Genomic DNA, 18,594 nt, shown 5'->3' with positions numbered 1-18,594 from the left:
GCGCGGCGGCGCCTGACTGCCATCGAGGACCGCGAATCGCGTTCGCGGCGGCGCCGGCTCGATGGCTCAGCGTTTTTTTAGCGGCAGCGGCACCACGCTTTTCACGTCGCGCAACCCGACCGGCTCGGGCGGCAGGTAGCCCCAGTCGCCCTGCGATGCGGACGCGTCGGCCTCCGTGTCGTCGGTGTCGCCCTGTTGTTTGTCAGGCTGCCGCGGGTTATCCGACCGCAAACGATCGTCGCGCTCATCACCTTGCCGCGACGATTGCTGCGACGGCGGCGGCCCCGCATGGCGCCGATGCCGCAGCACGGCGTCGGCCACGCGCGCCACATGCGACACCGTCACCGCGTCGGCCTGCTCCAGCGCGGCCAGCGCACGCGCGGCGCGCAGCATCACGAGATCGGCGCGCAATCCGTCGACGGCCGCGTCGATGCACAGCATGCTGACGCGCGCATGGACCGCATCGTCGAAATCCAACGCCGGCAGCCGTGCACGCGCCGCATGAATCCGGTCCGAAAGTTCGCGTTGGGCCGCCGCGTGACGCGCGCGAAACGCGTCCGGATCGAGATCGAACGCAAGGCGCGCCTTCACGATCCGCTCGCGCTGCGCGGCGTCGAAGCAGTTCTCCAGCTCGACCATCAGCCCGAAGCGGTCGAGCAGTTGCGGGCGCAACTCGCCCTCCTCGGGATTCATCGTGCCGACCAGCACGAAGCGCGCGTCGTGCGCGTGCGACACGCCATCGCGCTCGACGATATTCACGCCGCTCGCGGCGACGTCGAGCAGCGTATCGACGAGTCCGTCGGCGAGCAGGTTCACTTCGTCGACATACAGCACGCCGAGATGCGCGCGAGCCAGCAGGCCGGGCCGGAAGCGCACGCCGTTTTCGGCGAGCGCGTGCGCGAGATCGAGCGTGCCCGTCACCTGCTCGTCGCTCGCCGACAGCGGCAGCGTGACGAACTGCCCTTGCGGCAACAGCTCCGCGAGGCCGCGCGCGGCCGTCGATTTCGCGGTGCCGCGCGGCCCGCTGACGAGCACGCCGCCGAGCGACGGGTCGATCGCGGCAAGCAGCAGCGCCTGCTGCAACGCGTCCTGCGCGACGAGCGCCGCAAACGGAAAAACCGCGCGGGCGCGGTGTGTCGTCGGATCGGTCATCGCCGTCCTCCTTCCTGGCGTTGTTCGCTGGCGAGCCAGATCGCCTCGATCCGCTCGCGATAGGGGCCCGGCTGCTGCCACAGCCCGCGCTGCATCGCTTCGACGAAGCGCTCGCAGATGCCGTGCAGCGCCTTCGGGTTGTGCCGTTCGACGAACGCGCGGGTGGCGTCGTCGAACAGGTACGCGTCGGCGACGAGCGCGTACTGGTGATCGGACAGCACGCGTGCGGTCGCGTCATAGCCGTACAGGTAATCGACGGTCGCGGCGAGTTCGGCCGCGCCCTTGTAGCCGTGACGCTTCACGCCGTCGAGCCATTTCGGGTTGACGACGCGCGAGCGGATCACGCGCGCGATTTCCTCGCGCAGCGTGCGCATCTTCGGCGCGACCGGGTTCGCATGATCGCCGTGATAGACGCTCGGCTGCTGCCCGGACAGGTGCCGCACCGCCGCCGTCATTCCGCCCTGGAACTGGTAGTAATCGTTCGAATCGAGGATGTCGTGCTCTCGGCTGTCCTGGTTCTGCACGACGACGTCGATCGTCGCGAGCCGCGCGCCGAACACGTCGGGCGCCGCGTCGCCCGCGCTGTTCTGCGCGTATGCATGGCCGCCCCATTGGCGGTAGGCATCCGCGAGATCGGCGTCGGTCTGCCAGCGGCGCTGGTCGATCAGGTCCTGCAGGCCCGCGCCGTAGCTGCCCGGCCGCGCACCGAACACGCGCCAGCCGGCGCGGCGCCGTGCTTCGTCGGGCGCCACGCCCTGCGCGATCCATTTCGCACGTTCGCGCTCGATGCGCGCGCGGATCGGGTTCAGTTCCTCGGGCTCGTCGAGCGCGGCAACCGCCTGCACGGCCGCGTCGAACAGGTGCATCAGGTTCGGGAACGCATCGCGGAAGAAACCCGACACGCGCAGCGTCACGTCGATGCGCGGCCGGTCGAAGATCTCGATCGGCAAAATCTCGAAGTCGGTCACGCGATGGCTGCCGTGCGCCCATTTCGGCCGCACGCCGATCAGCGCGAACGCCTGCGCGATGTCGTCGCCGCCGGTGCGCATCGTGGCCGTCCCCCAGACCGACAGCCCGATCGCGCGCGGATAGTCGCCGTGATCCTGCAGATGGCGTTCGATCAGTTGCTGCGCGGATTTCAATCCGAGCGACCACGCGGCCTGCGTCGGCACCGCGCGCGTATCGACCGAGTAGAAATTGCGGCCCGTGGGCAGTACGTCGGGACGGCCGCGCGACGGCGAACCGCTCGGCCCCGGCGGCACGAAGCGGCCGTCGAGCCCGCGCAGCAACTGCCGCATTTCCTCGCTGCCGCACGCGTCGAGCGCGGGCAACAGCGTCGAACGCACGCGTTCGAGCACCGCGAGCGTATGCGGCCATTCGCCGGCCGGCGGAATGTCGAGGCCGGGATCCTCCGAAGCGGCTCCGCACACGACGTCGAGCCAATGCTGCGCCAGCCGTTCGAGCCGCTCGCGCGTATCGCCGGCATGACGCCACGGCGACGCGTCGAGCGTTTGCAGCACGGCCGGACGCGGCCCGGTCCACGGTGCGGCCCAGTCGGCCGAAAGCGGGTCGAAATCGTCGCCAAGCGCGAGATCGCGCGCGAGCGCGCCGATCAGGCCGGCCCGTTCGCCCTTGCCGTCTCCAATCGGGAAGCGTGCGAGCGCGAGCAGCGTGTCGCGCCGCTGGCGCTCGACCGGCGACGCGCCGAACACGTGCAGCCCGTCGCGAATCTGCGCTTCCTTCAACTCGCACAGCCACGCATCGACGCGCGTGAGCAGCGCATCCTCGTCTCCCGCATCGCGCGGCGGCGACACGCTCAGCTCGTCGTGCAGGCGATGCTCGGCGATCGTCGCGAGGATCGTCCTGCGCAGCAGCTTCGCGCGTCGCGCGTCGACCATCAGCGCCTCGTAGTATTCGTCGACCTGCCGTTCGAGATCCTGCAGCGGACCGTAGTTTTCCGCGCGCGTGAGCGGCGGCATCAGGTGATCGACGATCACCGCCTGCGCGCGCCGCTTCGCCTGGCTGCCCTCGCCCGGATCGTTGACGATGAACGGATACAGGTGCGGCAGCGGCCCGAGCGTCAGGTCGGGCCAGCACGCGTCGGACAGCGCGACGCTCTTGCCCGGCAGCCATTCGAGGTTGCCGTGCTTGCCAAGATGGATGACCGCGTCGACGCGATACGCATCGCGCAGCCAGAAATAGAACGCGAGATACGCGTGCGGCGGCACGAGGTCGGCATCGTGGTAGCTCGCGTAGTCGTTCTCGTCGCGCGAGCGCGACGGCTGGATGCCGACGAACACGTTGCCCGCGCGCCAGCCGGCGATCGTGAAGCGCTGTTGCCGCAGCGTCGGGTCCGCTTCGGGCGGCCCCCAGCGTTCGTTCAGCGCGTCGCGCACGGCCGCCGGCAGCCGCGCGAAACGCGCGACGTAATCGGCCAGCGCGTAACTCTGAAACGCGGGCCGCAGCGTGCGCACGGCGGGATCGTTGGTCACGCCTTCGGTGAGTTGCGCGATCAGTGCGTCGCCGTCGGGCGGCAGGTCGGCTACCGTATAGCCCGCATCGCGCAGCGCCGCAAGCACGCGCAGCGCGGATGCGGGCGTGTCGAGCCCGACGCCGTTGCCGATCCGCCCTTCGCTTTGCGGATAGTTCGCGAGAATCAGCGCGATGCGCTTGTCGGCGTTATCCAGCGTGCGCAGCCGGCACCAGCCGCGCGCGAGCGCCGCGACGAACGCGATCCGCTCCGCATCCGGCTGGTAGCGCACGACGTCGACTTCGGTGTGCGCGCAACGATACGCGAGCCCCTTGAAGCTCACCGCGCGCGTGACGATGCGCCCGTCGACTTCGGGCAGCGCGACATGCATCGCGATGTCGCGGGCGTGCAGCCCCTGGTTGTCGGCCACCCACGCGTCGCGATTGCCGCCGGACAGGATCACCTGCAGCACCGGCGCGTCGCCGGCCAGCACGTCGGGCTCGGGGCTGTCGATCGCGCCGGCCGCGAACGCGGTGGTGTTCAGCACGAGCGCGACACCATGCGCATCGCACAGTTGCGTGATGACCTCGCGGCTCACCGCGTCCTTCAACGACGTCACCGCGATCGGCAGCGGATTCAGCCCTTCGTCTGTCAATGCATCGGCCAGCGCATCGAACACGGCCGTGTTCGCGGCCTGCCAGTGCGCGCGATAGAACAGGATCGCGACGACCGGCGCGCCGGGCGTCCAGCGCGGCCGCCAGTCGTCGACGCTCGCACGGTCGCGCGCCGGGTGATACAGCGCGGCGGCCGGCAGCGGGCGCGGCGGTTCGGGCGCTTCACCGAATCCGAGGGTGTGAAACGCGATGCTGCGCAGCAGCGCGTCGGCGTTGTGCACACCGCCTTCGCGCAGGTAGCGCCACCACAGCCGGCACAGCTCGGCCTCGACCGTGCTCTTCGCGACGAGATTCGGGTCCTCCTGCAGGTCGCCCGAAAACATCGCGAGCTGCTGCCCGCGCTTCGACGCGAGCGACACGGCCTGTTCGATCCCGTACGGCCAGTACGCTTCGCCGCCGAGATGATCGATCACGACCGTCTTCGCGTGGCGCAGCACGTCGTCGACGTAGAAATCGACCGACGCCGGCTGCCGCAGGAACGTGACGTTCGCGAGCCGCACGCTCGGGAATCCTTCGGGCAAGTGCGGCACGACGCTCGCGAGCAGCGACAGCGTCGTGTCGGCCGAACTCAGGATCACGATGTCGGCCGGCTGCTGGTCGATCCGGACGACGCCCTGCGTATCGTCGACGAAGCCGCCCGGCGTGGTGCGCAACAGATGCATCGTGCGTTACGCCTGTTGCGGCTCGGCCGCGCACGCGGCGTCGAACGCACGTTGCAGCACGGCCGCGTCGAGATCCTCGCCGATCAGCACGAAGCGGCTCGCGCGCGTTTCGCCGTCCTGCCAGCGGCGGTCGAAATAGCTGTCGAAACGGCGGCCGACGCCCTGGATCACGAGCCGCATCGGCGCGCCGGGCAGCGCGGCGAAGCCTTTCGCGCGGTAGATCGTGTGCGTTTCGACCACCCGCTGCAACGCGGCGATCGTCGCTTCGCGCGTGCCGGCGTCGCCGGACACGACCACCGAGTCGAAGTCGTCGTGATGGTGATCGTGATCGCCGTCGTCGGCCGAGCCGTGATGATCGTGGCGCAGGTGGATCGTTTCCTCCGATGCCGATTCGAGGCCGAGCAGCATCGCGAGATCGAGCTCACCGCGCGTCGCGCGCACGATCTTCACCTGCGGCGGGATTTCTTCGCGGATCGCGGTTTCGATCTGCGCGAACTCGGCGTCGTCGACGAGGTCGGCCTTGTTCACGATCACGAGATCGGCGGACGACAGTTGATCAGCAAACAGTTCGTGCAGCGGCGATTCGTGGTCGAGGTTCGGATCGGCGCGACGCTGCGCGTCGACGGCCTGCGGGTTTTCCGCGAACTGGCCGCTCGCGGCGGCCGGCCCGTCGACGACGGTCACGACCGCGTCGACCGTGAAGCTGTTGCGGATCGTCGGCCAGTTGAACGCCTGCACGAGCGGCTTGGGCAGCGCAAGACCCGACGTCTCGATCAGCACGTGGTCGATATCCGCGCGGCGCTCGACGAGCGCCTCCATCACCGGATAGAACTCTTCCTGCACGGTGCAGCACAGGCAGCCGTTCGCGAGTTCGTACAGCTGGCCCGATGCTTCGCCCTGCGCGCCGTCGGCATCGTCGCAGCCGATGCCGCAGCCCTTGAGGATTTCGCCGTCGATGCCGAGCTCGCCGAATTCGTTGACGATCACCGCGATGCGGCGGCCTTCGGCGTGCTGCAGGATGTGGCGCATCAGCGTCGTCTTGCCGCTGCCGAGAAAGCCCGTGACGATCGTGACGGGCAGCTTGCGTAGGGTCATGGTAGGTCCGGTGTCGAAGAGGGAATCAGGACGGGATCGTCGCGTCGGTGGCGGCGTGGTAATTCATCGGGCGACGCGCAGGAAGATCGCCGCGTGATCCGCGCGGACAGCCGCGCGACAGGCGGAACAACGAATCGGGCATGGTGCTTCCTTGCGAACGGTCGACATCGTGAATGCCAACACGGCTGCCGCCGGCCTCGCCCGCGCCGCCTGCCGTTCGCCGCGCCGGCCGCGCACGTGCGGCGGCAGATGGGCGGAGCAAGCGTCGAACACCGGGCGTCGGGCCGGCTGCGGCCGTGGACGATGCGCCGCCTCCCCGCGGCGCTGAACCCCAACGTTTAGGCCGGTATCCGGGCTGACGAACACGCCGCTTCGCCTTCCCGGATGCGTCGCATCCAGTGGCGGTCGTCCGCATGCGCATGGCATGCGGCGAAGCGGCGCTGCGTGGCGCTTGCGCGCGACGCGTTCGCTTACCGTTGCGGGGGCAGCACAGGTTGGCTCGACTGCGGTGCAGGCAGGCTCCCTGTTTCCCGTTTAACTGCGCGTGCCGGAGCGGCGCGCGCGAGCACCAAAACGCGTGCGAGTGTAGGCGGCGGGGCCGGGAGCGTCAAGGCAAAACGGGCCGCCGCCGGGCGTTCGCCGCGGCCGCGCGCCCACGCGGGAGGCCGCATCCTGCCCCCCGCAGCGGGTTCGCGCGGGTCGGTCGCTGTGCTATCGTATGCGCCGCGTTCGGTGCTCGCATGCGCGTTCCGCGCCTGCAGTTAAACGGGAAACAGGAGGCGGACATCCGCCCGGCCTGTGCTGTCCCCGCAACGGTACGCCGCCCGCGCAACGCGCTTTCCCGCGCGTGCGCCCAGGCCGCCCGCGATGCCACTGCCCTTCGATCGGGCGGGAAGGCTGCGGCCTGGCAAGCGGCCAGCCCGGATACCGGCCGACGCAAGGGGCGAGCGCGATGCTCGCCGAACGCCCGATCCGCGGGGAACGGATGGGGTGCGCATTCCACCGCGTTCGCGCGGGTTTCGCCCGATCCGACATGCAATGCCTGCCCGCCGGCCGCCGATGTGCCGCCCGCCTTCCCTGTTCCACTGTTTCGACACGGTGTGCGCCGTGCCGCGCGCGATGAGCCGCGCGTGGCTGATCGGCGCCGGCCCCGGCGACGCCGACCTGCTGACGCTCAGGGCCGTGCGCGCGATCGGCGCGGCCGACGTGCTGCTCGTCGACGATCTCGTGAACCCCGACGTGCTGCGTCACGCGCGCGCCGATGCGCTGATCGAGCACGTCGGCAAGCGTGGCGGCCATGCGTCGACGCCGCAGGAGGCGATCGTCGCCACGATGCTTGCGCACCTGCGCGCGGGCCGCAGCGTCGCCCGGCTCAAGGGCGGCGATCCGTTCGTGTTCGGCCGCGGCGGCGAGGAGCTGATCGCACTCGGTGCGGCAGGTTTTCCGGCGGAAGTCGTCAACGGCATTACCGCGGGCATCGCCGCGCCGGCCGCGCTCGGCATCCCGGTCACGCACCGCGGCGACGCGCAAGGCGTGATCTTCGTCACGGGCCACGGCGCGGGGGCCGACGAGCCCGACTGGCGCGCACTCGCGGCCACCCGCATGACGATCGTGATCTACATGGGCGTCCGCCGGCTCGACGCGATTGCCGCGGCGCTGCGCGACGGCGGCCTGCCCGGCGACACGCCGTGCGCGGCGATCGAGAACGCGACGCGCCCCGAACAGCGCCACGTGCTCGCGACGCTCGATACGCTCGTCGATCGCATCTCGGAAACCGGTATCGGTTCGCCGGCGATCGTCGTGATCGGCCGCGTCGCGGCGCTCGCCGACGATCCGGCGGTGCGTGCGGCGCTCGGCGGCCGCGCATGATGCGCATCGCGCTCGGTGTCGGTTTTCGCGCGGGCGTCACGGCCGCGCAACTCGATGCCGCGATCCGCGCCGCGCTCGCGCGCTATCCGGCCGCCGAACCGGCGCTCGTCGCGACGCTCGCCGACAAGGCGCGCGCCCGTGCGCTGCGCACGCTGTGCGCGCGCCGTGGCTGGCCGCTCGTCGCGTTCGACGCGGCGCAACTCGCGAGCCATCCGGAACTGGCCGCGAGCGGCCCGTCGGACGCCGCGCTGGCCCGCTTCGGCATCGCGGGCGTGGCCGAGCCGTGCGCGCAGCTCGCCGCGCCGCACGGCCGGCTGCTCGGCCCCAAATCCATTCTGGGCGGCGTGACGGTCGCGCTCGCCGGCCCGCTCTGAACTCATTGTTTCGCTTTCGAGAGGACGATTTCCGATGAAGACCGATTCCGAATCCCATCAGCGGATGGCCGAACGCCGCCGCGCCGGCCACGAGAAAAAGCAGGCCGCCGCCACGCATGAGAAAGGCCTGCTGATCGTCCACACCGGCAACGGCAAGGGCAAGAGCACGGCCGCGTTCGGGATGGCCGTACGCGTGCTCGGCCACGGGATGCGGCTCGGCGTCGTGCAGTTCATCAAGGGCGCGCTGCATACATCCGAGCGCGACTTCCTCGGCGCGGTCGCGGAGTGCGATTTCGTGACGATGGGCGACGGCTATACGTGGAACACGCAGAACCGCGACGCCGATATCGCGACTGCGCGCAAGGGCTGGGACGAAGCGCGCCGGATGATCGAAAGCGGCGACTACCGGATGGTGATCCTCGACGAGCTGAACACCGTGCTGAAGTACGAATACCTGCCGCTCGACGAAGTACTCGCGACGCTCACGGCCCGACCGGAGTCGGTGCACGTCGTCGTCACCGGGCGGCACGCGCCCGATGCGCTGATCGATGCGGCCGATCTCGTCACCGAAATGCGGCTCGTCAAGCATCCGTACAAGGAACAAGGCGTGAAGGCGCAGCGCGGCGTGGAGTTCTGAGCATGCCGGCCTGCCCCGCGCTGTTCGTCAGCGCGCCCGCGTCCGGACAGGGCAAGACGTCGGTGACGGCCGGCCTCGCGCGGCTGCACCGCCGGCTCGGCCGCCGCGTGCGCGTGTTCAAGACCGGGCCCGATTTTCTCGATCCGATGCTGCTCGAACGCGCGAGCGGCGCACCCGTGCATGCGCTCGACCTCGGGATGGTCGGCGAGGCCGGTTGCCGCGCGCTGCTCGCCGACGCCGCACGCGACGCCGATCTGATCCTGATCGAAGGCGTGATGGGACTGTTCGACGGCACGCCGAGCAGCGCCGATCTCGCGGTCGCGTTCGGCGTGCCGGTCGTCGCGGTGATTTCGGCGAAGGCGATGGCGCAGACGTTCGCGGCGGTCGCCTTCGGGCTCGCGCGGTTCCGGCCCGAAGTGCCGTTTCACGGCGTGCTGGCGAACCGCGTCGGGTCGGCACGGCACGCGGAGTTGCTGCAACAGGCATTGCCCGACGACCTGCGCTGGCTCGGGCACGTGCCGGCCGATGCGGGCATCGCGCTGCCGGAGCGGCATCTCGGGCTGCACCAGCCGGCCGATATCGACGATCTCGATGCGCGGCTCGATCGCGCGGCCGACGTGCTCGCGCAAACCGCCGTCGCCAAGTTGCCGCCTGCCGTCTCGTTCGCCGAACCGGACGTTGCCGCGCCGCTGCCGCACGCGCTGGCCGGCAAGCGGATCGCGGTGGCGCGCGATGCGGCGTTTTCGTTCATCTACCCGGCCAATCTCGCGTTGCTGGATACGCTCGGTGCCGAGCTGCGGTTCTTCTCGCCGCTCGCCGACGAACCCGTGCCCGACGATTGCGACGCGCTGTTTTTGCCGGGCGGCTATCCGGAACTGCATGCGGCGACGCTTGCCGGAAATGCCGTGACGGCTCGGACGATTCGCGCGCATGCGGCAGCCGGCCGGCCGATCGTCGCGGAATGCGGCGGGATGGTGTATTTGTGCGAGTCGCTGACCGACGTGGATGGCTCGACGGCGCCGATGCTCGGCCTGCTGCCGGGGCATGCGACGATGCAGCGCCGGTTCGCGGCACTGGGCATGCAGGAGCTCGATACGCGCACCGGGCCGATGCGTGGCCATACGTTTCATTATTCGCGGCTGGATACGCCGTTGACGCCGGTCGCGGCCGCGGCCCGGCCCGATGGCGAGGCCGGCAGCGGCGAAGCCGTTTATCGCGCGGGCGCGATCGTCGCGACGTACATGCACATGTACTGGCCGTCGAATCCGGATGCGGTCGTGGCGCTGTTCGGTGGGGAAGTGTTCTGAACGGTCGATCTCATGCCTGCATGAGGTGGCACAAAGCCTGTCGGAATTGAGTGCTGCCGTGTAGCAACTACAGCATTCGACGTGCGCGGCTACAGATTTCGTTCGATGTCATCCGCTGATACAGGACACGGATGACGTCGATGGTTTCATCCGTTTCGCGGTAAAACACAACGTGAGCGCCGGCGGGGTAGATAGTCGGCCCAGTGCCGCATGTCTCGCATCCTCCATCACACCAGAAACGCCTCGGCCAACTTCACCCAGTACGACGCACCGGTCGGCAGCACGGCATCGTTGAAGTCATAGCCGGGGTTGTGCACCATGCAGCCACCTTCTCCGTCGCCGTTGCCGACGATCAGGTAGCACCCCGGCCGCTTCTCGAGCAGGAACGCGAAATCCTCGCTACCGGTAAGCGGCACCATCCCGTCGATCAGATTGGCTTCGCCGACCCATTCGCGTGCGACGCCGCGCGCGAACGCCGTCATCTCCGCATCGTTCACGAGCACCGGATAGCGGCGCTGGTAATCGATCGTCGCCGTCGCGCCGAACACGGCCGCCTGCGCATGCACGACCTCGTTGATGCGCGTTTCGAGCAGGTCGCGTACGTCGGGCTTCAGCGCACGCACCGACAGACGCATCTGCGCGCGATCGGGAATCACGTTCGGCGCATCGCCCGCGTGGATCGCGCCGACCGTGATGATCGCCATGTCGAGCGGCGACACGTTGCGCGATACGATCGTCTGCAACGCCAGCACGATCTGCGCGCACACGACGACGGGATCGATCGCCCGGTGCGGCACCGCACCGTGGCCGCCGCGGCCCTGCACGTCGATGACGACGGTATCCGACGACGCCATGAACGGCCCGGGCAGGAAGCCGAACTTGCCGGTCGGGAAGCCCGGCATGTTGTGCATCGCGAAGATCGCGTCACACGGAAATTGGTCGAACAGCCCTTCGTCGAGCATTTTCTTCGCGCCGCCGAGCCCTTCCTCGGCCGGCTGGAAAATCAGGTTCAGCGTGCCTGAGAAGCGGCGCGCGCGCGCGAGATGCTTCGCGGCCGCGAGCAGCATCGCCGTGTGGCCGTCGTGGCCGCACGCGTGCATCTTGCCGAGGATCGTGCTCTGGTACGGCAGGCCCGTCGCTTCGTGGATCGGCAGCGCGTCCATGTCGGCGCGCAGGCCGAGGCGCTGCTTGCCCTCGCCCACTGTCAGCTGCGCGACGACGCCGGTGCCGCCGAGCCCGCGATGCACGGTGTAGCCCCACGACTGCAACTGCTCGGCGACGAGGTCGCTCGTCGCGAATTCCTCGAAACCGAGTTCGGGATGGGCATGGATGCGGTGCCGGATCTCGATCATTTCGTCGGCGAGGCCTGCGGGGATCACGCTGTGCGTCACGGTGTCGTCTCCTGAAGTGCGGTGGAAAATATGCAGGCAACGATAGTTGATTCGACGGCAACCGGGCAGATGGATAGTCGTGGCGGTAGCAACCAGAAGTTGCCATATGTGACGTGACTCGCGACAACGAGGGCCGGCCATCTGGACGATTGCCGCGAACGCCATGGACACGCAAACCTGCGTATTCCACGTCGATTTTTCGCGCGCGAGGAAAGCGAACGTTGCCCTTTCGCGTAAAATACTTTTTATATCAATGACTTGGCCGAGCATGTTCACTTTTTAGCGCGTGTACATTTTTTGTATACGCAGATAAAAAAGCGAACAAGCAATCCTCGTTGATGCTCAAGTACGCCACTCTCCGATGTCGGGGCTGTACATGCTCAATGAAGCTGGTGCTCAGACTAGCCAGTCTTCCAGCGACAACCCCGCGACACGATCGAATTCACGCCCATTGTTCGTCACGAGCACCGCGCCGGCCGCGATCGCATGTCCGGCGATCGACGCATCGTTCGCGCCGATCGGCGTGCCGCGCACGGCAAGATCCGCGCGAATCGCGGCGGTGGCGTCGACCGCCGCCGAATCCCACGACAGCACGCCGTCGAGTCGCGAAACAAAGGCCGCGACGAGCTCCGCATGCTTCGGCGACGCTTTCCTGCCCACCGCGCCAAAGCGCATCTCGGCGTAGGTAATGGCCGACACGACGATCCGGTGCTGTGCGTTGACGCACGACTGCAACCGCGACAGCACCACGGGCGGCCGCTCGCGCATGATGAACGAACAGATGTTCGTATCGAGCATGTAGAGCGTAGTCACCGGTTGGACCCCGCCGGTGCATCGGCATCGCCGGACAGGTCGAAGCGACCGGACTCGATGACGGCCGGGCGTTCGGCCAGGAAATCGGCATCGGCCAGCGGTTCGTTCGCAAACGACAGCCACGTGGGACGTACCGGTCGCAACAGCAGCGTGTCGCCCTCGCGGCGGATCTCGAGTTCGGTGACACCCTCGAACTCCATGTCCTTCGGGATGCGGATTGCCTGGTTACGGGCGTTCTTGAAAATGGAAACGGTGCGCATGAGCCACTCCACGGGAGTACGATGCGCCCATTCTAGACATATGCTGGCATATGTCAATTTGGCGGGGGGCGAATTCGCCGTTGCGTCCCACGTTGTCGAGGATGTCTGATTCATGCTGCCGGCCTGTCGTCGATGAGAGAGGTACCCATTCTTCATGACGCAGGCCGCACGGTCCATATGCCGGACGGCCGATGCGTACGCATCGCAAGACCGCGCACGCCGTCGCACCGACGCCGCGCGCCCGCCCCGTCACGGCAACCGGAAAGTGTCAAAGAACGTATCGCGCTCGATCACCGTGAGCGCCGCGCGCTTGTGCGGGAAATCGAATTCCTTCAGCGTGTAGAACCCGAGCCGATGCATGTACGCGATATGCCGCACGTGATCGACGCGCGGCTCGCCGACGAGCCGCCGGGTACGCGGTTCGTCGACGAACATGTAGTGCAGCACCCCGCTCCACCACGCATGCAGCTTGCCGGCGCTCTGGAATCGCGAGTCGCCGATCAGCAGGTGCAGCCCGCGATCATAGTCGTGCGCGTCGTAGAACGGCGCGAGGCGGTCCTCCTTCGCCCAGTAGAACTCGAAATAGCCGAACGGCGTGTCGTCGAAATAGCCGATCATCGGGTGCATGTGCGGATCGGCCAGCCGTTCGGCGAGATACGCCGCATGCTCGTCGCGCGTGCCGCGCTGGTCCCAGAAATGTGCGACGCGGTCGAGGTTCATCCAGTGGCTGAACAGGTCCGCGTGTGCGTCGATATCGACGGTGCGCAGGCTGAACGTCATCCCGACCTGCGGCATGGTGCGTGAATAGATCTCGCCGGCCGGCGACGGCGGCCGCACCGGATGCCGGTGGCCGTTCGTGATCGCGTAGCGCAGCGGCATCCCGCCCGACGCGGGCGCCTTCAGCCACGGCCGCGGATTCTGCCAGAACGTCGTGCGCGACACGGTGAGCCGCAACGTGTCGCCCGCGACCTGCGCGCCGTCGATCACGCCTTCGCGCACCGCACGCGCGACGTACGAAGCCACGGCCGCCGCATCGGCGCCGCCGAGCGGCACCGAGACCGTCGCCGCATCGTGCCGCGTGTCGGTGTTGAACAGCGCCACCAGCGTCGGGAGCAGCGCGTCGGGTGCGTCGTCGGGCCGCCATGCGTCGAGCGCATGCTCGACGACGGCTGCCGCCTGCCCGTGCGCGGCGCCGTCGAGCGCCGCGGCCACTTCACCTTCGACGGCGTCGGCGGCGCCGGCCGGTTTCGTCAGCGTGTCTTGCATCACAATGCTCCCGCGTCGTGGCGATCGGCGAGCACATGCAGCCCGCGCTCGAGCGCCGGAAACAGGCTGCGCTGGAAGTTGTTCCAGCGCAGTTCGAGAATCGTGTCGTCCGGCGCGATCGGCGTGTCCAGCACGTCGCAGATCACCTCGCCGGAATCGATGCCGTTGTCGACGTAGTGGAACGACGCACCCGTCATCGTCACGGGTTCGATGGACGACGTCGCGCCGGTGGCCCAGTCGACCCGTTCGCCGCGCGCGCCGTGCAGCGCGTCGAGCGTCGCCCACGCGCCGCGCCGCTGGTACGGCGAATCGTCGGCGGTGATGCCCGGGTGGATGTTCGCGATGCGCCGGTGAAAGCGCGCGCCCGGCCGCACGAGTTCGTCGAGGATCACGAGCAGCCCGTCGAGGACGACGATATCGGCATCGAGTTCAAGCAGGCGCTCGAGCAGGCGGCGCTCGAACGCCTGTTTGCCGGCCACGCGCTCACGCGCGTCGCGCGGCAGCCGCCGGTACGTCGACGGGATCGAACAGAACAGCTCGTCGACCGGCCGGCCGTGCACCGTCAGGCCTTCCGGCAGGATCCACGGGCGGCCCGGCGTGCGCGCGAAACCGTAATCGGCCACTTTCGCGCGGTCGGCCGGCGAGCCTTCGTCATCGTCGACGATCACGCCCTGGAGCGTGTAGCGCTCTCCGAGCGGCGAATCGTTCAGGCGCTCGACGAGGAATTCGAGGGGCGCCTTCATGTAGCGCGTGCTGCCCCGATAAGCGACCGGCTGGCCGGCGCGATCGGCCGCGCCGTTGCGCAGCGACTGGATGTAGACGAGATTTTTCTTCGGCATGGATGCGTCGTGGAAAAAAGCGGACGAAGGCGCCGCGACCGGGCCGCGCCGGCCCTGAAGGCCAGGCCGGCCGGCGAGCCGCGGCGCGCGACGTCACCAGTTGTATTTCGCGGTGGCGATCACCGTGCGGTCGGTCCCGAAAATGCAGACGTTCATCGACTGGCAACCGCTGATGTAATGGCGGTTGAACAGGTTCGTCCCGTTTACCGCGAAGCGCCAGTTGCGCGTGTCGTAATGCAGGCCCGCGTCGAACAGCGTGACGCTCGATACCGTCAGCGAGTTGTCGGCCGCACCGGCCGCCGCGCTCTGGTAGCGAATGCCGCCGCCGAGGCCGAAGCCGGCGAGCGGCCCGGTGTACCAGGTCCAGTCGGTCCACAGCGACGCCATCTGGCGCGGACGCGGAATGTCGACCGGCCAGTTGTTCAGCGAGACGTCGTTGGCCTGCACGTTCTTCACGTCCTGATAGACGTACGACGCGATCACCGACAGGTTTCGCGTGACCTTGCCGGTCGCGCTCAACTCGATCCCGCGCGAACGCACTTCGCCCGTCTGCACCGACTTCGTGCCGGTCGGGTCCTGGCTCGGCAGCGCCGACGTGAGCACGTTGGTCTGGTTGATCTGGTAGATCGCCGCGTTCAGCATCAGGTTCTTGCCGGGCGGCTGCCAGCGCAGGCCGGCTTCGATCTGCTTGCCGCGCGTCGGCTGCGGCAGTCCGCCGCCGACCAGGTTCACGCCGATCAGCGGATTGAACGACGTCGCGTAGCTGACGTACGGCGACAGCCCGTAGTCGCCCTGGTACGTGAGGCCGACGCGGCCGGTGAATGCCGTCACGTCGGCCTTCGTCGACGTGCCGGCCGCGCGGTCGTCCTGCCGCATGTCGACCCAGTCCTCGCGGCCGCCGAGCGTCAGCGTCCAGCGGTTCCACTTGATCTGGTCCTGCGCGTACAGGCCGAACGTGTTCAGCGTCGTGTACGTATTGGTGCGGAACGTCGCGTCGGGCGTGAACACCGCCGTCGTGACCGGCTGGTACACCGGGTTGTAGATGTTCAGCTGCGGCGCGGCGGCGAGCCATTCGCTGTCGGTCGCGGTCTGCCGGTTGTACTGGAAGCCGAGCAGCAGCGTGTGCTGCAGCGGGCCCGTCGCAAAGCGGCCCTCGAGGTTGTTGTCGATGTCGAAGCGGCTGTAGTTCATCTGGAACACGCCGGCCCAGCGGTTGATGTCGGTCAGGCTGCCATCCGCGAAACCCGCGCCGAACACCGAACCGTTGTCGAGCGACAGGTGCATCAGCCGCGTGTTCTGGCGGAACGTCCAGGCTGGCGTCAGGTTGCGCTCGAACTGGTAGCCGACCGACCATTGCTTCTTGCGGTAGTAGTTGAAATTCGGGTCGCCGCCGTAGACGTCCTTGCTCAGCTGGCCGTTCGGGTTCGGCAGCACCGTGCCCTGCGCGGGCAGGAAGTTCGACGAGATGTCGCCCCAGTCCTGCAGGTAGGTCGCGGACAGCGTCAGCGACGTATCCGCGTCCGGGCGCCAGCGGAACGACGGCGCGAGCGCGACGCGCTGGTCGTTGTTCGGGCCCGTCAGCGCGTTGCCGTCGCGCGCGACGCCGACGAACCGGTACGCATACTTGCCGTCCGGATCGAGCTTGTCGCCGACGTCAATCATGAACTGCTTGCGCGCATAGTTGCCGATCTGCACGCCGGCTTCGCGCACGCGCTCGCCGTCGGCCAGCTTGGTGTGCACGTCGATGATCGCACCGGGGTCGCCTGCGCCGTACAGCACCGAGGTCGGCCCGCGCAGCACGCTGATGCTGTCGATCATGTACGGATCGACGCGCCAGCTCGCGAGGTTGATCGTGTTCGGCACCTGCAGCCCGTTCACGTAGGCGGTCGGCGTGAAGCCGCGCAGCGCGGCGTACCAGTCGGAGCGGTTGTCCGACCCGTACGACGAGAAGCCCGGCACGTAGCGCAGCGCCGCGTTCACGTCGGTGGCGCCGGTCATCTCGATCTGCTGCGCGGTGACGACGTTGATCGTCTGCGGGATCTCGTTGAGCGGCGTGTCGGTCTTGGTGCCGGTCGTGCTGCGCTTCGCGACGAGTCCGACCGTGCCGTCGCCGGCCGCGGCCGCGTTGACGGTGATCGCCGGCAGCGTGCCGTTTTGCGCGCCGGTCGACGTACGCGTCGTCGCGCCGGTTTGCGCACTGCTGGCCGACGCCGCGGCGCCTGCGTTCACGGCCGGCGCCGTCTGCGCGTAGGCGTGCCCTGCCGCCGCCGTGCCGAACGCCACGCTTGCCGCGGCTGCGATCGCACGCAAACGCGTGCCTGTTGCCCACTCCATCTTCTTCTGCTCCACTTTTTTCATGCGGTCTCCGACCGCGCCTTTGTCAAAGAGCGAAAGCCATCCGGCCCGCGCTCACCCCGTTGTTCGGTCGTTTTTCGTGCGTGTCCCGGGCCGCGCCTTCGTCGTGCGCGGGCGCGATCCCGTCTTCGAGCGACGCGCAGATCTCGTCGGCGCGGCGCGCCAGCACCGACAGCAGCGTGTCGGACAGGCCGTGGCTGTCTTCGCAGCAGCCTTGCAGATAGATGCGCGGCGCGAAGTGCTCGGGCGTCGCGAGCAGGTAGTCGCGCGTGACGTCGCCGCGCGTGAGCGCATCGCCCAGGTGCGGCGCGAGCCCTTCGAGCAGCGCCGAATGCGTGTCGCGGCGGTAGCCGGTCGCGAGCACGAGCGCGTCGAAGCGCTCGACGCGCGTGGCGCCGCTCATCCGGTCGCGCAGCGTCAGCTCGATGCGGCCGTCGGCGGCGCGCACCGCGGCCTCGATCGCGCTGTTCGCGAGCAGCGCATGACGCGGCGTGCCGTCGATGCGCTGCAGATACAGCATTTCGTAGATCTGCTCGATCAGCGGCCGGTCGACCACCGCGTAGTTCGTGTCGCGATAGCGCTCGAGCAGCGCGCGGCGCGCGTCGTGCGGCTGCGCATAGACGACGTCGGTGAATTCGGGGCTGAAGATTTCATTGACGAACGGGCTGTCGTCGGCCGGTTTCAGCGCGCCTGCGCGCATCACGAGGCTCGCGTCGACGTGCGGGAAGCGGCGCGCGAGGTCGATGAACACCTCCGCCGCGCTCTGCCCCGCACCGATCACCGCGACGCGGCGGCGCTCGCCGTCGGGCGACGCGACGAGCCGGTCGATATCGGCCAGATACGTCGACGAATGGATGACGCGGTCGCGGCCGAGCGCGGCGAACGCATCGGGAATCGCCGGCGTGCCGCCGACGCCCACCGACAGCGCGCGCGTGACGCGCTGGCGCTCGTGACCGGCCGCGTCGCGCGACAGCACGCGCAGCGCGTCGATCTTCGCGCCGTCGCCGCGCACGGGCTCGATCCCCAGCACGGTCTCGCTGTAATGGACGCGATCGTCGAACGCGTCGGCCACCCAGCTCAGGTAGTCATGGAATTCGACGCGGGTCGGATAGAAGTTCTTCAGGTTGATGAATTCGTTCAGCCGGCCGCGTTCGAACAGGTAGTTGATGAACGTGTAGCGGCTTTTCGGATCGCGCATCGTCACGAGATCCTTCAGAAACGAAATCTGCATCCGGCAGTCGTCGAGCAGCATCCCGCGATGCCAGCCGAACTCCGGCTGGCGCTCGATGAAGCAATGGGCGAACGTGTGCGCACCGCCGCGCTCCGCGAGGCGCACGGCCAGCGCCAGATTCGACGGCCCGAAGCCGACGCCGATCAGGTCGAATACGGTTTCTCTCTGCATGTCTCAGCTCCCTTGTCGATGAATCCGG

At 68.5% G+C, this 18,594-nt stretch carries 14 protein-coding genes and 2 riboswitches; of the genes, 4 read left to right on the top strand and 10 right to left on the bottom strand.

The window, feature by feature from the left end; all coding sequences use genetic code 11:
• Window positions 1-66 precede the first annotated feature (66 nt).
• Genes A9Z05_RS26455 through cobW form a run of 3 tightly spaced genes read right to left on the bottom strand, consistent with a single transcriptional unit; the run spans window position 67 to window position 6,053 of the window.
• A complete protein-coding gene (locus A9Z05_RS26455) occupies window positions 67-1,152 on the bottom strand; it encodes an ATP-binding protein (RefSeq protein WP_069620705.1) in 1,086 nt (361 codons plus the stop codon).
• On the bottom strand, window positions 1,149-4,958 hold the full coding sequence (gene cobN / locus A9Z05_RS26450) for a cobaltochelatase subunit CobN (protein WP_069620704.1): 3,810 nt from the start codon (window positions 4,956-4,958) through the stop codon (window positions 1,149-1,151). The genes A9Z05_RS26455 and cobN overlap by 4 nt, the downstream gene beginning before the upstream one ends.
• 6 nt (window positions 4,959-4,964) lie before the next feature.
• Window positions 4,965-6,053 carry a cobalamin biosynthesis protein CobW gene (gene cobW / locus A9Z05_RS26445; protein WP_069620703.1) on the bottom strand — a complete coding sequence of 363 codons (1,089 nt, stop codon included), beginning with the start codon at window positions 6,051-6,053 and terminating at the stop codon, window positions 4,965-4,967.
• A gap of 323 nt (window positions 6,054-6,376) precedes the next feature.
• A riboswitch (cobalamin riboswitch) is annotated at window positions 6,377-6,641 on the bottom strand.
• 125 nt (window positions 6,642-6,766) lie between these two features.
• Window positions 6,767-7,004: riboswitch (cobalamin riboswitch) on the top strand.
• Window positions 7,005-7,112: 108 nt separating this feature from the next.
• On the opposite strand from cobW, the gene cobA reads away from it, so the two are divergent.
• Genes cobA through A9Z05_RS26425 form a run of 4 tightly spaced genes read left to right on the top strand, consistent with a single transcriptional unit; the run spans window position 7,113 to window position 10,240 of the window.
• Entirely contained in the window at window positions 7,113-7,922 is an 810-nt protein-coding gene (gene cobA / locus A9Z05_RS26440) for a uroporphyrinogen-III C-methyltransferase (RefSeq protein WP_176730252.1), read from the top strand.
• The gene (locus tag A9Z05_RS26435) at window positions 7,919-8,296 is read left to right on the top strand and encodes a cobalamin biosynthesis protein (RefSeq protein WP_069620702.1); all 378 of its coding nucleotides are present in this window, start codon (window positions 7,919-7,921) and stop codon (window positions 8,294-8,296) included. The genes cobA and A9Z05_RS26435 overlap by 4 nt, the downstream gene beginning before the upstream one ends.
• Before the next feature lie 34 nt (window positions 8,297-8,330).
• Window positions 8,331-8,933, top strand: a complete 603-nt coding sequence (gene cobO, locus A9Z05_RS26430; RefSeq protein WP_069620701.1) for a cob(I)yrinic acid a,c-diamide adenosyltransferase — start codon at window positions 8,331-8,333, stop codon at window positions 8,931-8,933.
• A gap of 2 nt (window positions 8,934-8,935) precedes the next feature.
• On the top strand, window positions 8,936-10,240 hold the full coding sequence (locus A9Z05_RS26425; protein ID WP_069620700.1) for a cobyrinate a,c-diamide synthase: 1,305 nt from the start codon (window positions 8,936-8,938) through the stop codon (window positions 10,238-10,240).
• Window positions 10,241-10,467: 227 nt separating this feature from the next.
• On the opposite strand, the gene A9Z05_RS26420 is transcribed toward A9Z05_RS26425, so the two are convergent.
• The 7 genes from A9Z05_RS26420 to A9Z05_RS26390 form a co-directional block, all read right to left on the bottom strand.
• The gene (locus tag A9Z05_RS26420; RefSeq protein WP_069620699.1) at window positions 10,468-11,631 is read right to left on the bottom strand and encodes a M20 aminoacylase family protein; all 1,164 of its coding nucleotides are present in this window, start codon (window positions 11,629-11,631) and stop codon (window positions 10,468-10,470) included.
• A gap of 396 nt (window positions 11,632-12,027) precedes the next feature.
• A complete protein-coding gene (locus tag A9Z05_RS26415) occupies window positions 12,028-12,444 on the bottom strand; it encodes a type II toxin-antitoxin system VapC family toxin (RefSeq protein WP_069620698.1) in 417 nt (138 codons plus the stop codon).
• Window positions 12,441-12,704 (bottom strand): type II toxin-antitoxin system VapB family antitoxin, encoded by a 264-nt coding sequence (gene vapB / locus A9Z05_RS26410; protein WP_069620697.1) that lies wholly within the window; start codon window positions 12,702-12,704, stop codon window positions 12,441-12,443. Before vapB ends, A9Z05_RS26415 begins: the two co-directional genes overlap by 4 nt.
• A 249-nt stretch (window positions 12,705-12,953) precedes the next feature.
• Entirely contained in the window at window positions 12,954-13,970 is a 1,017-nt protein-coding gene (locus A9Z05_RS26405; RefSeq protein WP_069620696.1) for a GNAT family N-acetyltransferase, read from the bottom strand.
• Window positions 13,970-14,809 (bottom strand): N(5)-hydroxyornithine transformylase PvdF, encoded by an 840-nt coding sequence (locus A9Z05_RS26400; protein WP_069620695.1) that lies wholly within the window; start codon window positions 14,807-14,809, stop codon window positions 13,970-13,972. Before A9Z05_RS26400 ends, A9Z05_RS26405 begins: the two co-directional genes overlap by 1 nt.
• A gap of 93 nt (window positions 14,810-14,902) precedes the next feature.
• Window positions 14,903-17,167, bottom strand: a complete 2,265-nt coding sequence (locus A9Z05_RS26395) for a TonB-dependent siderophore receptor (RefSeq protein WP_069620694.1) — start codon at window positions 17,165-17,167, stop codon at window positions 14,903-14,905.
• Window positions 17,168-17,189: 22 nt separating this feature from the next.
• A complete protein-coding gene (locus A9Z05_RS26390) occupies window positions 17,190-18,566 on the bottom strand; it encodes a lysine N(6)-hydroxylase/L-ornithine N(5)-oxygenase family protein (protein WP_069620693.1) in 1,377 nt (458 codons plus the stop codon).
• Window positions 18,567-18,594: the final 28 nt, after the last annotated feature.

It is taken from the genome of Burkholderia sp. A2 (genome assembly GCF_001729305.1).
Taxonomy (GTDB): domain Bacteria; phylum Pseudomonadota; class Gammaproteobacteria; order Burkholderiales; family Burkholderiaceae; genus Burkholderia; species Burkholderia sola.
This window is presented reverse-complemented; position numbering and strand designations above follow the sequence as displayed.